The organism is Streptomyces sp. P9-2, assembly GCF_051903975.1.
Classification (GTDB): domain Bacteria; phylum Actinomycetota; class Actinomycetes; order Streptomycetales; family Streptomycetaceae; genus Streptomyces; species Streptomyces cellulosae.
In genome coordinates this window covers 170472-183979 of the sequence record NZ_CP192634.1, presented here as the reverse complement: position 1 = coordinate 183979, position 13508 = coordinate 170472, and the positions used below count along the sequence as shown (strand labels likewise).

General features: G+C 74.1%; 12 protein-coding genes. 8 read left to right on the top strand and 4 right to left on the bottom strand.

Annotation, left to right across the window (positions count from 1 at the left end):
• Positions 1-53 precede the first annotated feature (53 nt).
• From ACQY0Z_RS33435 to ACQY0Z_RS33420, 4 genes are read left to right on the top strand one after another with little or no spacing between them, the layout of a single operon-like run.
• Entirely contained in the window at positions 54-905 is an 852-nt protein-coding gene (locus ACQY0Z_RS33435) for a phytanoyl-CoA dioxygenase family protein (protein ID WP_189898212.1), read from the top strand.
• A gap of 60 nt (positions 906-965) precedes the next feature.
• Positions 966-2036: a sulfite oxidase gene (locus ACQY0Z_RS33430; protein ID WP_347224551.1), complete on the top strand. Its 1071-nt coding sequence runs from the start codon at positions 966-968 to the stop codon at positions 2034-2036.
• Between the two features lie 45 nt (positions 2037-2081).
• Entirely contained in the window at positions 2082-3041 is a 960-nt protein-coding gene (locus ACQY0Z_RS33425; protein ID WP_189898214.1) for a Rieske (2Fe-2S) protein, read from the top strand.
• Positions 3042-3070: 29 nt separating this feature from the next.
• Entirely contained in the window at positions 3071-3751 is a 681-nt protein-coding gene (locus ACQY0Z_RS33420) for a phosphodiesterase (protein ID WP_439813456.1), read from the top strand.
• A gap of 13 nt (positions 3752-3764) precedes the next feature.
• On the opposite strand, the gene ACQY0Z_RS33415 is transcribed toward ACQY0Z_RS33420, so the two are convergent.
• The 3 genes from ACQY0Z_RS33415 to ACQY0Z_RS33405 form a co-directional block, all read right to left on the bottom strand.
• Positions 3765-4442, bottom strand: a complete 678-nt coding sequence (locus ACQY0Z_RS33415) for a hemerythrin domain-containing protein (protein WP_189898216.1) — start codon at positions 4440-4442, stop codon at positions 3765-3767.
• A gap of 151 nt (positions 4443-4593) precedes the next feature.
• Positions 4594-5127 (bottom strand): SRPBCC family protein, encoded by a 534-nt coding sequence (locus ACQY0Z_RS33410; protein WP_189898217.1) that lies wholly within the window; start codon positions 5125-5127, stop codon positions 4594-4596.
• A 94-nt stretch (positions 5128-5221) separates the two neighbouring features.
• The gene (locus ACQY0Z_RS33405) at positions 5222-6100 is read right to left on the bottom strand and encodes a PhzF family phenazine biosynthesis isomerase (protein WP_381729544.1); all 879 of its coding nucleotides are present in this window, start codon (positions 6098-6100) and stop codon (positions 5222-5224) included.
• A gap of 182 nt (positions 6101-6282) precedes the next feature.
• On the opposite strand from ACQY0Z_RS33405, the gene ACQY0Z_RS33400 reads away from it, so the two are divergent.
• Together ACQY0Z_RS33400 and ACQY0Z_RS33395 are read left to right on the top strand one after the other, a co-directional pair.
• Entirely contained in the window at positions 6283-8601 is a 2319-nt protein-coding gene (locus ACQY0Z_RS33400) for an FdhF/YdeP family oxidoreductase (protein ID WP_347224554.1), read from the top strand.
• A 67-nt stretch (positions 8602-8668) separates the two neighbouring features.
• Complete coding sequence (locus ACQY0Z_RS33395) at positions 8669-9799, top strand: hypothetical protein (protein ID WP_347224555.1); 1131 nt, start codon at positions 8669-8671, stop codon at positions 9797-9799.
• Positions 9800-10141: 342 nt separating this feature from the next.
• Here ACQY0Z_RS33395 and ACQY0Z_RS33390 read toward each other — a convergent pair whose 3' ends face one another.
• Positions 10142-11005, bottom strand: coding sequence for an SDR family NAD(P)-dependent oxidoreductase (locus ACQY0Z_RS33390; protein ID WP_439813455.1), 864 nt, complete (start codon positions 11003-11005; stop codon positions 10142-10144).
• A gap of 181 nt (positions 11006-11186) precedes the next feature.
• On the opposite strand from ACQY0Z_RS33390, the gene ACQY0Z_RS33385 reads away from it, so the two are divergent.
• Entirely contained in the window at positions 11187-12050 is an 864-nt protein-coding gene (locus ACQY0Z_RS33385; protein WP_189898222.1) for a helix-turn-helix transcriptional regulator, read from the top strand.
• A 124-nt stretch (positions 12051-12174) separates the two neighbouring features.
• Positions 12175-13332, top strand: a complete 1158-nt coding sequence (locus ACQY0Z_RS33380; protein ID WP_198427654.1) for a serine hydrolase domain-containing protein — start codon at positions 12175-12177, stop codon at positions 13330-13332.
• The last annotated feature ends 176 nt before the right edge of the window (positions 13333-13508 follow it).

Sequence of the window (13508 nt, the reverse complement as noted above, 5' to 3'; positions counted from 1 at the left end):
CCGGCAGGCGCCCGGCACGTACCCGCCGGCGGTTCCGTCGCAAGGAGGCATCCATGAACCCGCACACCCACCCCGCCGTCACCCCGGACGCGCCCGACGTCGACGTCACGGCCGACGTCGAGGCCCTTTACGAGGACGGCATCACCGCCCGCAAGGGCGCGTTCACCCCCGAGTGGGCCGACCGGCTCCGCGAGGACATCGAGACCGCCTTCGAGGAGGCGCGCAGCCGTCCGGGCGGCGCGGTCGGCCGCGGCCCCCACCGCTACTACGTGGAGATCCACCCCGAGCAGCTGCGCGGCTTCGTCGACCTCGTCGACCACCCCTGGGTGCGCTCCCTCTGCACGGCGGTCCTCGGCCCCGACTACCGCATCGTCGAGGTCGGCTTCGACGTGCCGCTCGAGGGCGCCGTCAACCAGCCGTGGCACCGCGACTTCCCGATGCCCGAGGAGACCCGCGCCGAACGGCGGCTGACCTCCCTCGCCTTCAACGTCACCGCGGTGGACACCGAGGAGGACATGGGCCCGTTCGAGATCGCGCCCGGCACCCAGTGGGACGACAGCCCGGAGTTCGGGCACGGCATGTTCCCGCCCCGCTCGCACTACCCGCGCTACGAGGAGCGCGCGGTGCGCAAGTACCCGCGGCGCGGCGACATCTCGGCGCGCTCCGCCCTGACCATCCACCGCGGCACCCGCAACCACTCCGCGAAGTCCCGCCCCGTGCTGGTGCTGGGCGTCGACGGCCCCGAGGCGACCAACGGCGAACGGCACGACGCCGCCGTCACCCGCGCCTACTGGGAGAGCCTCCCGGAGCGGGTACGGCGCCACCTGGACTGCGAGGTCGTGGACGTGCTGCGGCCGATCACGCAGAAGCACACGATCGAGGGGCTGGTCATGGGCGACGCCTGAGGTCCGAGCCGGGACCCGCGTGACCGGGCGCGCCCCGACGCACAGGCGGAGAATCACCCCATGGGCATGTGGGGCAAGCGGGACGACATGGTGGTCCACGGACGGGAGCCGTTCAACGCGGAGCCGCCCGGGGCCGTGCTCGCCCGCGCCGCGGTCACGCCCGTCGACGCCTTCTACAGCCGCAACCACGGCCCCGTGCCCAGCTCCGACCGGGCGGACTGGCGGCTCACGGTGGACGGCCTGGTGGCGCGCCCGCTGCTGCTGACCCTGGACGACCTGGGGTCCCGTTTCGACGTGACGGAGGCGACCGTCACCCTCCAGTGCGCGGGCAACCGGCGCGCCGACCTGACCGCCGTACGCGCCATACCGGGGGAGACGCCGTGGGGACCGGGCGCCCTGTCGACCGCCCGGTTCCGCGGGGCGCGCCTCGCCGACGTCCTCGCCCACGCCCGCATCGCCCCCGACGCCGCCCACGTCGCCTTCCAGGCCCCCGACGTCTCCCCGTCCGCCGACCCGCCCCAGCCCTACGAGGTGTCCGTCCCGCGCGACCGGGCGCTGGCCCCGGACGTGCTCCTGGCCTGGGCGATGAACGGCGCCCCGCTGCCACCCGTCCACGGCGCGCCCCTGCGCGTGGTCGTGCCGGGCTGGATCGGCGCCCGCAGCGTCAAATGGCTCACCCGCGTCACCGCGCGCACCACCCCCTCCGACGCCTACTTCCAGGCCACCGCCTACCGCCTCCCTCCGGCCCCCGACGACCCCCGGGGCGTCACGCTCGGCCCGCTCCCGCTCAACTGCGCCGTCCTCACCCCGTCCGACGGCGCCGTCCTGCCGCGCGGCCCGGTCGACGTCACCGGATACGCCCTCGCCGGCGAGGGCCGGACGGTCGCCCGCGTCGAGGTGTCCACGGACGGCGGCCGCGCCTGGTCCCGCGCCGCGCTCGAGGCGCCCGCCGGGCCGGGGGCGTGGCAGCGGTGGCGCACCACCCTCGACCTGCCGCCCGGCGAGACGCAGCTCCTGGCCCGCGCCTGGGACTCCTCCGGCGCGGGCACGCCGGAGTCCCCGGCCCAGGTGTGGAACCCGAAGGGGTACGTCAACAACGCCTGGTCCCGCGTGCGGCTGCGTATCCGCTGACCGCCCCCGCCGTTTGCCCGCCGCGCGCGGGGAAACTCAGCGCCCATGAGCAAGAAGCCTGGGCGTCGCCTCCTCGGACAGAACCGCATGCTGTGGCTGCTGGACGCGCTGGAGCGCGATCCCGGCCGTGACCAGCTGATCGAAGCGCTGACCCGGCGCGTCCGCGCGCTGCCGCTCGGCCGCGTCCGGGACGTGCTGCACGGCACGTGGCTGGGCCACCCCGTGCACCCGATGGCGATCCATCTGCCCCTCGGCAGCTGGATGTCCGCCGCCGTTCTCGACCTCAAACCCGGCCGGTCCCGGCAGGCGGACCTCCTGGTGGCCCTGGGGCTCACCGGGGCCGTCCCCGCCGCCGCGACGGGCCTCGCCGACTGGGCGGAACTCCATCGCGAGCAGCAGCGCGTGGGCCTGATCCACGCCTGGGCCAACACGGCCGCCGTGGGCCTCTACGGCGCCTCCCTGGTGATGCGTCTCAGCGGCAAGGGCGCGAAGGGACGCGTCCTCGGGTACCTCGGGCTGACCGCGGTCGGCGTCGGCGGCCTGCTCGGCGGCCATCTGGCGTACCGGCAGGCGGCGGGCGTCAACCACGCCGAGGAGGTCCCGCACGTCGTCAGCGACGGCTGGCACCGCGTCGGCGGCGTCGACGAGTTCCCCGCCGGCGAGGCCGTGCGGTGCGTCGTGGACGACGTGCCGGTGCTGGTCGTGCGGGAGGCGGGCGGGGAGGTACACGCCCTCGCCGAACGGTGCAGCCACCTGGCCGGACCGCTGTCCGAGGGCACGGTCGCCGACGGCTGCGTCCAGTGCCCCTGGCACGGCAGCGTCTTCCGCCTCTCCGACGGCTGGAACGTCACGGGCCCCGCCACCGCACCCCAGCCCTCCTTCGACACCCGGGTCGTCGACGGCCACGTGGAGATCCGCCTGCCGACGGAGACCGTTCCGGACACCCCGTACGCCGGCGACGCGTTCGCGGCCACGTCCACCGACGGGCACCGGCCCCGCCGGTGAGCCCACGAGGGGCGGCGTCCCTGGCGAGCGTGCGGGAGACCGCCCGCCGGGCCGCCGAGCGCGTCGCCCGGTGGCGGGACGCTCCTGCCGTGCACCCCACCGGCGTGCTCTGCTCCGGCACCCTGCACGTCGCCGGGCGCGGCGAACGGCCGTGGGGCGAGCCATGGCTGGACCGGCACGCCTCGTACCCGGCGATCGTGCGCTGGTCCCACGCCCTGGGCACGCCCGGGCGGCTGCCGGACGCGCTCGGTCTGGCCGTCCGCGCCGAGGACGCGGGCGGCCCCGGCCGGCCGCTCGACCTGCTGTTCACATCCAGCGGCACGGGCCGCCTCGGCCGCCATGTGCCGCTGCTCCGCCCCGACGCGCTCACCGGCGGGTACTCCACACTGCTGACGTACCGGACGGGGGACCGCGAGCGGGTGCTCGCCGCCTTCCCCCTGCTCGATCCGCCGCACACACCGCGGCCCACGCTGTGGCAGGAACTCGCCTGCCGTCCCGTCCCGTTCCGGCTGTGCGCCGCCGCGAGCGACGAGCCCTGGCGGCCGTTCGCGTCCCTCACCCTCGAAGCGGTGCATCCCGCCCCGGCGGAGACCACGGTGTCCTACGACCCCGTCGCCCACAGCCTGCCCGGCCTGCGCCCCGCCGGCCGCCTCAACCGGCTGCGCGACGCCGCGTACGCCGGCTCCCGCCGGGGACGCGGCGCCGCATGACGCCCTGGGTGTGTCAGCCGCGCCGACGGGCGGCGCGTACCACCGCGGCGGCCACCAGCGCGCCCGTCACCGCCAGGGAGGCGCGGCGGGCGGTCGGGCCGCTGCCCGGCGCCAGGTCCCGCAGCCGGTCGAACGCGCTGAGCGGGACGCCCCGCAGCGCGTTGCCGGGCGGACGCCGCGGCACGCCGGGGTGCGGCCGGGTCGGGGCGGTCGCCCGTACGGCCTCCCACGCGGCGCCGATGCGCCGTAGCTTGCGGTCGTCGAACGCGGTCCGCAGCCGCGGCAGCAGCTCGTCCTCCTCGTCGCGGATGTCCTGCCGGATCAGCGCGAACGCCTCCCGGATCCACTCCGCGCGCCTCGGGTCGCCGGGGGAGCGTTCGATCCGGGCGATGAGCTCGTTGATCGCCTGGTGCTCCTCCTCGACCTGCCGGGTCAGCTCCTCACCGTCGGGAGAGACGCGCCGCAGCAGCGGCCACAGCACGGTCTCCTCGGCGAAGGCGTGACTGAACACCAGCTGGACGACGTCCAGCCACAGCGCGTCGAGTTCGCCGGGCGGGAGGTCCTCGGAGAGGCAGCGGTTCATCATCGCGTCGAGCCGCGCGTGGTCCCGGCGCTGGCGCATCAGGATGCTGTCGTCACCGCCGAGCGCGTCGGCGTCCTGATCGGAGATCGACACGGCGGGCGCGGTCACGGCCGGCCTCCGGACGGCTCCTCGCCCAGGCGCTTGTCGTGGGGGATGTTCATGGTGACTCCTCGGGTCGGTTCCGAGCGCCGGGTTCCCCGGACGGAGCGGACCGCGCAGACCCGGCCGGGCTGATTTCCCGATTCCCCCGGCCTGCTGCTCAGCCGACCGGCCAGCCCGCCACCAGGCTCCTCGCCGGCTTCTCCTCCTGCGGGCGCACCTGACCCTTGCGGATGACACCGCGCCACGCGCCGGACTCCTGGCCCACGCCTTCGATGAACTGCTTGAAACGGGCCAGCTCGGCCCGGATCAGCCGCGGCGTCACCGGCGACCGGTGCAGCAGATGCCGCCGGGTCGGGCGTGCCAGGGACCGCAGGCGCACCACGATCCGCGTGCGGTTCGGGGCGAGGGCGCGGAACTCGACCTCGCCCCGGTGCCCGGCCCAGCGGCCGAGGCCCTGCCAGGCGATCAGCTCGTCGGGATGCTGCTCGACGACCTCCGCCATGAGCGTCCAGGTCGCCCAGCCGGTGCCGATCTCCCACCGGGTGAGGTTCGGGCGGAGCTGCTCGACCCCCTTCACCCAGCGCATGAAACGCGGGAAGGTCTTGAACTGGGTCCACTGGTTGTAGGCGGTGTGCACGGGAACGGCGACCTCGATCGCCTCTTCGACGGACTGCGCGGATGCTCCAGGCATGGCCCCACCTGTCGGTTCGGGTTTCTTCCTCAGTGTGCCCCGCATGCCGCACCCCTACCACGCGTGTCCGCACGGCCGCCCGCCGCGCACGCCGTCAGCCGATACGCACGCCCGCCCCGCCGACCCGCACCCGGGGGTCGCCCGCACGCAGCGTCACCGTGAGTTCGCCGGGGCGCCCCAGGTCCTCACCCTGACGCAGCGTGAGGACGGCGTCCTCGGGCACCAGCCCCAGCTCACGGGCGTACCCGCCGAACGCGGCGGCCGCCGCCCCCGTCGCCGGGTCCTCCACGACACCGCCCACCGGGAACGGGTCCCGCACGTGGAACAGCGTCGGCGACTCCCGCCACACCAGCTGCACGGTCGTCAGGTCCAGGCGGTGCATCAGCGCCTCCAGCCGTGCGAAGTCGTAGTCCAGGTCGGCCAGTCGGGCGCGGGTGGCCGCCGCCAGCACCAGATGGCGGGCGCCTGCGTAGGCGATCCGCGGCGGGAAGGCCGGGTCGAGGTCGGCGGCGGGCCAGCCCAGCGCGGCCAGCGCCTCCGCCAGATCGGCGCCGTCCACGTCCTCGACACGCGGTTCGACACTGGTGAGCGTGGCCCGCAGAGTGCCGTCCTCCGACGCCGTCACCTCCACCGGCACCGGCCCCGCCTGCGTCGCGAACAGCAGTGGCCCCGGGCCCTGACGCTCGGCGAGCGCGACGGCCGTCGCCACGGTCGCATGCCCGCAGAACGGCACCTCGGCCTTCGGACTGAAGTAGCGGATGCGGTACGTCCGTCCCTCCGGGCCGTCCAGCCCCTCCGGCGGGGCGGTAAGGAAGGCGGACTCCGAGTACCCGAGCTGAGCTGCGACGGCGAGCATCTCCCCGTCGTCCAGGGCGCCGGCGTCCAGCACCACCCCGGCGGGGTTGCCGCCCGCGGGGTCGCCGGAGAAGGCGGTGTAGCGCAGCACCTCGGGCCGCGAACCGGTCGTAGTCATACGTCCGACAACGCGGGCCGAGATCGTGATGTTCCGCCGGCCGCCGACGGGGAACCCGAGCCCCGCGCTTCCCCCCGGCCGCCGTGCGGCCGGGGCCACCCCATCGGCGGAAGATCATGTGGCCGCCCCCCGCCGGGAGCGTGAGACTGGAGGGCGTCCGCGTGTCCGGTGAAGGAGAGTCCATGCCCGAGCGGCCCGACGACGGTTCCCAGGAACGGCTCACCGTGACACCGCCCAAGAAATGGGCCACGGGAGCGCCCGCGGTGATGCACGCGCTGGAGTACTCCCTCGAGCAGACCACCCCCGTACGCACCGGGCGGACGCTGCTGACCATGAACCAGGTCGGCGGCATCGACTGCCCCGGCTGCGCCTGGGCCGACCCGGCCCCGGGGGAGCGGCATCGCAACGAGTACTGCGAGAACGGCGCCAAGCACATCAACGACGAGGCGACCACCCGCCGGATCGGCCGCGACTTCTTCCGCGAGCACCCGGTGTCCGAGCTCGCCCGCCGCTCCGACAAATGGCTCAACGACCAGGGCCGGCTCACCGAACCCATGGTCAAGCGGCCCGACTCGGACCACTACGAACCGATCAGCTGGCACGACGCGTTCGGACTGCTCGCCGAGGAACTCACCTCACTGGACTCGCCCGACGAGGCCGCTTTCTATACCTCGGGCCGCGCCAGCAACGAAGCCGCCTTCGTACTCCAGCTGTTCGCCCGCGCCTTCGGCACCAACAACCTGCCGGACTGCAGCAACCTGTGCCACGAGTCCAGCGGTTACGCCCTCCACGAGACCCTCGGCACCGGCAAGGGCACGGTCAGCCTGGAGGACATGCACCACGCCGACCTCATCTTCGTCGTGGGGCAGAACCCCGGCTCCAACCACCCCCGCCAGCTCTCCGCCCTGGAGGAGGCCAAGCGCAACGGCGCCCGCATCATCGCCGTCAACCCGCTGCCCGAGGCCGGGCTGCTGCGCTTCAAGAACCCGCAGAAGCCGCGCGGCATCATCGGCCGCGGCACCACCATCGCCGACCGCTTCCTGCAGATCCGCGTCGGCGGCGACCTCGCCCTGTTCCAAGGCCTCAACCGGCTGCTCCTGGAGGCCGAGGACGCCCGCCCCGGCACCGTCCTCGACCACGACTACATCCGCGACAACACCGAGGGCTTCGAGGCGTTCGCCCGGCACATCCGCTCCGTCGACTGGGACGACATCCTCGCCGCCACCGGCCTCACCCGCGAGGAGATCGAGCAGGTCCGCGACGAGGTGCTGCACTCCGAACGCGTCATCGTCTGCTGGGCGATGGGCATCACCCAGCACAAGCACGCGGTGCCCACCATCCGCGAGTTCGTCAACTTCCTCATGCTGCGCGGCAATCTGGGCCGGGCGGGCGCCGGAGCCTGCCCCGTGCGCGGACACAGCAACGTGCAGGGCGACCGCACCATGGGCATCTGGGAGCAGATGCCCGACTCCTTCCTCGACTCCCTGCAGAAGGAGTTCGGCTTCGATCCGCCCCGCCACCACGGACTCGACTCCGTGAACGCCATCCGCGCGATGCTCGAGGGCCGCGTCAAGTTCTTCCTCTCCCTCGCGGGCAACTTCGTCCGCGCCGCGCCCGACAGCATGGTCACCGAGGAGGCCATGCGAGCCTGCCGGCTCACCGCCCACATCTCCACCAAGCTCAACCGCACGCACACCGTCTGCGGCCGCACGGCGCTCATCCTGCCGACCCTCGGCCGCACCGAACGGGACGTGCAGTCCAGCGGCGAGCAGTTCGTCACCGTGGAGAACTCGATGAGCGAGGTCCACACCTCCCGCGGACGCCTCCAGCCGGCCTCCTCGCTGCTGCTCAGCGAGGTCGCCATCCTCTGCCGCCTCGCCCACCGCACCCTCGCCGGGCGCGGCCCCGACATCCCCTGGGGTGTCTTCGAATCGGACTACGGCGAGATCCGCGACCGCATCGCCAACGTCGTCCCGGGTTTCCACGACTTCAACCGGCGCGTCACGCGCCCCGGCGGCATCCGGCTGCCCAACGCCGTCAACGAGGGCGTGTTCCACACCGAGGTCGGCAAGGCGCGGTTCACCCGCAACGAGCACGAGGCGCCCAGCGTCCCCGACGGCCACCTGCTGCTGCAGACGCTGCGCTCCCACGACCAGTGGAACACCGTGCCCTACACGGACAACGACCGCTACCGGGGCATCCACGGCAGCAGGCGCGTCGTCCTCGTCAACCCCGACGACCTCACCGCGCTGGGCCTCGCCGACGGGGACCGCGTCGACCTGGTCGGGGTGTGGAAGGACGGCGCGGAGCGGCGCGCGGACGGCTTCACGATCGTCGCGTACCCGACGAAGACCGGGACGGCGGCCGCCTACTACCCGGAGACCAACGTCCTGGTGCCCCTGGACAGTGTCGCCGACGTCAGCAACCAGCCCGCCTCCAAGAGCGTCATCGTGCGTCTGGAGCCCGCGCCCCGGCCGGCCCCGGTCTCCGTGCCCGGCTGACCGTGCGGCGGAGCGCCACGCGCCGCAGGATGGGAACCAGGGGGCCGGCGACCCGGGAGGTGCGGTGATGGGCGGCAACGCCGACGACACCGAGTACGACACCGAGAACGGCGAAACCGAGTACGGCTCCGAGAACGGCGACTTCGAGCGCGGTGATTCCGAGGACGGCGTCGCCGAGGTCGAGGAGGTCCACGGGGCGGGTGACGAGGAGACCGTCCCGCGGACCCCGGCCACCCCCACGGACACGGACGTGTTCCTCGACGTCCCGCTGCTCAAGGTCGACGAGATCGACCTGGACGTCGAGGATCTCCGCGCCCATGTGTCGCTCCAGGCCGAGGTGCTCGACCTGCTGAGACTCAGCGTCGGCGCGGACGTCTCCCTCGGCCGGGTGCACCTGGGCATCTCGGGGGTGGAGGCCCAGGCGCAGCTCAGGGTGCGGCTCGACAACGTGGCCGTGATCGTCAACCGGGTGCTCACCACCGTGGACCGCAACCCGGAGATCCTCACCGAGCTGGCCCGGGGCGTGAGCGCCGCCGTGAGGGACGTCGGCGGCGGAGCCCGCCAGGCCGTGGGCGCGGTGGGCGAGGGCGCCGGACAGGCCGTCCAGGACGTCGGAGCGGGCGCGGGCGGCGCGGTCCGCGACGTGGGGCGCGGCGCGGGCGGAGCCGTCGAGGAGGTCGGCCGGGGCGCCGGGGGCGCGGTGCGGGACGTGGGCGCGGGGGCCGGAGGTGCCGTGCGGGATGTCGGTGCGGGGGCCGGAGGTGCCGTGCAGGATGTGGGCGCCGGTGCCGGCGGAGCCGTACGTGACGTCGGCGCGGGCACTGGGGAGGCCGTTCAGGGCGCCGGAGAGGCTGTTCAGGGCGTCGGCGGTGTCGCGGAGGGTGTCGGACGCGGAGCCGGGGCGGCCGTGGAAGAGGCCGGCGGGGGAGCGGGACGTACCGTCGAGGGTGTCGGCGCGGAGGCCGGTCAGGTCGTCGCGGGTGCGGCGGAGACCGCCACCGGGGCGGCCGGACAGGTCGCCGACACGGCGGGCCGAGCGGCGGCACCGGCCCGTAAGGCGACCCGGTCGGCCGCGAAGAAGCGTACGGCCGCCGAGGGCGCCACCCGCAAACGCCGGGTGCGCGGCGAGGACGGCAAGCTGCCCCCGCGGCCGGCCCGCAGGCGCGCGCCCGCGGAGGAAGCCGAAGAGCCGCCCTGAACGCCCGTGACGGCAGAGTCTGGGAAGGACATCACCTTCCACTCCACGGTTCACGCCGACCGCCTCCGGTTCAGGGAGCCACCTCGAACGGCCGTCCGCTTCCCGGGTGCGGACGAGCGCACGTCGGTGAGCCGGAGCGACCGCACGAACCTTCCGGACACGGTCGAGCCGGACGTGGACTACCGCGACGTCACGGTCCACTACCGCCAGGAGACGTCCCTGCGCGAGCCTTCGCCCAACTGACCGGGACGGCGGCCTCAACCAGCCCTGACCACCGCCCGGTTCGGGCGTACGAACCGGGCGGGCCCGCCGCGGTCGGCGGACCCGCCCCGTCCTCGGGGATCACGCGGCGGCGGGGTGGTCCGTCGCCGGGGCCGTCGCGGCCGTGGCGTCCAGGTTGTCCCGCAGGGCCTGCACCTTGGCGGTGGCGTAGGCGTGCGAGTCGCTGCCCAGCAGCTGGCGCAGCGGGCCCTCGCCGGTGACGACACGCTCGATCACGGCGGCCGCGCCCTTCACCGGGTCGCCGAGCTGCTTGCCCTGGAGCTCCAGGTGCTGGGCGACCATCTCGCGGATCGCCGGGTAGTGCCCGGTCGTGGTCTCCGGCAGGGCCAGGGAGTCACGGGTGAGGAAGTCCGTGCGGAAGTAGCCCGGTTCGACGATCGTGACGTCGACGCCGAAGCCGGCGACCTCCGCCGCGAGGGCCTCGCTGAGCCCCTCCAGGGCGAACTTGCCCGCGCAGTAGAGGGCCCAGCCGGGCACGGCCGTCAGGCCGAGGACGGAGGAGACGTTGACGATGTGGCCGCCGCGCTGCTCGCGCAGGACGGGGATCGCGGCGCGCAGCACGTTCCACACGCCGACGACCTGCACGTCGAGCATGTCGCGCACGTCCCGCTCGCCGGTCTCCTCGACGGCGGCGAGGTAGCCGTAGCCGGCGTTGTTGACGACGACGTCCAGGCCGCCGAAGCGCTCGGTGGTCTTCCGTACGGCGGCCGCCACCTGCTCCTCGTCGCGCAGGTCGACGGTGAGGGGCAGCAGCCGGGAGGTGTCGACGCCGTCGCCGAGGGCCGTCAGCAGCCGCTCGGTGGACCGGGTGGTCGCGGTGACCGCGTCGCCGCGCCCCAGCAGCTGCCTGACCAGGTCCAGTCCCAGGCCGCGGGAGGTGCCGGTGACGAACCAGGTGGCGGGTCGGTCGGTGGGGTAGGCCATGATGCTCAGTCCTCGTGTGTGGGAGAGGGGTCCGGATCCGCTCCTCGCGGCCGGTGACTCCAGAGTGGGCCGCGGATCCACGCCGTGGGCCGCCATACCGGGCCCCGCGGGGACCCGGTCGCGGCAACCCAGGACTCGGAGGGCCAGGTGGCGCGGAACCCGATGAGCCACACTGGGAGACGTGACCGGGACGAACCGTGAACTCGCCGACTTCCTGCGCAGGGCGCGGGCCCAGGTCGACCCCGCGCGGGCGGGCCTCCCGCCCGACAGCCGGGTCCGCCGCGTGCCGGGGCTGCGCCGCGAGGAGGTCGCCCTGCTCGCCGGGGTGTCCACCGACTACTACACCCGGCTCGAGCAGGGTCGCCGTATCACCCCGTCGCCCGCCGTCGTCGAGGCACTCGGACGCGCCCTCGACCTCGACGAGGCCGGCCGGGCCCACCTCCAGGACCTCTTCGGCCTCACCGCGGCCTCCGCGCGCGGCCCCCGGCGTCCGCCCGCCGTGCAGCGGCTGCGCCCCGGACTGCACCAGCTGATCGACGCCCTCGACGGCGAACCCGCGCTGGTCCTGGGCCGGCGCACCGACATCCTCGCCGCCAACCGCATGGCGCGCGCCCTCTTCGCCGACTTCGAGCGCAAGCCGCGCCCGGAGCGCAACTACGCGCGCTGGATGTTCCTCGACGAGGCGGCCCGCGACCTCTTCACCGACTGGGAGGACCAGGCCCGCACCGCGGTGGAGAGCCTGCGCCTCGAAGTGGGCCGCGACCCCCACGACCGCGCCACCAGCGAGCTGGTCGCCCAACTGCGCGAGCGGAGCGCCGATTTCGACCGCTGGTGGGAACAGCACCGCGTCCACCAGCGCACCCACGGCTCCAAGCGCCTGCGCCACCCGGTCGTCGGGGACCTGACCGTCGAGTACGAGACCCTCACCCTGCCGGGCGACCCGGACACGACCCTCTTCGTCTACACCTGCGAGCCGGGCTCACCGTCCCGGCGGGCGCTGGACCTCCTGGCCAGCTGGACCCTCACGGGCCCGTCCGGGGGCTGAACCGCCCTTCAGCCGGGGGGCCGGGTAGCGCTGGGGGTACCCCGGTTCGGGGGTTGGCATGACTGACTCCGAGGTGTCGGCACCGGCATCGTTCCTGGTACCGATCCACGGAGAAGGAGTGCCGGTGCCACGGAACAAGAAGTCCGTCCTGCGCGGAAGTCTGCTCGTCCTCGCGGCCGCGGGGCTGCTGAGCACCACGGTCACGGGCGCCGCGGAAGCGGATCCGCCCTCGCGCTCGCCCCTCCAGCGGAGCCTCGAACGGCTCGTGGAGGAACAGAAGTTCCCCGCCGCGCTCGCCTGGAGCAGCAAGGACGGGCGTACGACCTCGCTGGTCGCGGGCTCCTCGCGGCTGGGCCGCCAGGTGCCGGTTCCGCGCGACGGCCAGGTCCGTGCGGGCAGCAACACCAAGACCTTCACCGCCGTCGTGGTGCTCCAACTGGTCGCCGAGGGCAAGGTCCGACTGGACGCTCCCGTCGAGCGCTGTCTTCCGGGCCTCGTACGGGGCAAAGGCATCGACGCCCGGAAGATCACCGTCCGGCACCTGCTGCAGCACACCAGCGGGCTGCCCAACTACACCGAGCACATAGGGCTGGAGCACTTCGAGAAGGTCCAGCACCGCTTCTTCCACCCGCACGACCTGCTCGCGGCGGCCCTGGCCCACCCGGCGAAGTTCGCCCCCGGCGCCAAGTGGGAGTACAGCAACACCAATTACCTGCTCGCGGGACTGATCGTCGAGCGGGTGACGGGACGCCCGGTGCAGGAGGAGATCACCGAACGCGTCATCAACAAGGCGCGCCTGCGCCACACCTACTGGCCCCAGCCCGGCGACCGGAGCATCAGCGGACCGCACCCGCACGGCTACGCCCTCGCCCGCCTCGACGACGACCGCGTGATCGACGCGACCGAGATGGACCCCTCCTGGGGCGGCGCGGCCGGGCAGCTGATCTCCACCCCGAGCGACCTGGCCCGCTTCACCCGCGCCCTGCTCGACGGCAGGCTCCTGCCGCCCGAGCAGCTGGCGGAGATGCGCGAGACGGTCCCCGCCCCCGTGCTGCCGGGGTGGCGCTACGGACTGGGCGTCGCCAGCATCCCGCTGAGCTGCGGCGGCGTGTACTGGGGTCACGGCGGGGACATCGACGGCTACGAGACCCGCGGCGGCGCCACGGACGACGGCCGCTCCGTCGGCCTGGCCGTGACCGCGCTGCCGGGGACGTTCGGCGGCGACGACGAGAAGGCGGCGCTGGCGGTGATGGACGCCGTGGACACGGCGTTCTGCGAGTGAGGCAGCCTTCCGGGGCGCTAATGGGGAGTGCTCCCCGGTTCCCTGGTAGGGCACCGCACGCGGATGAGCCGCGGCACGGGCAGGCTACGAGCAGGCCCTCCGGGTCGTCGCCGAGGTGGCCGCCACCTGGGGTCACCGAGGGGACCCGCCTGACACCCGCGCCGTACCGAAACGCG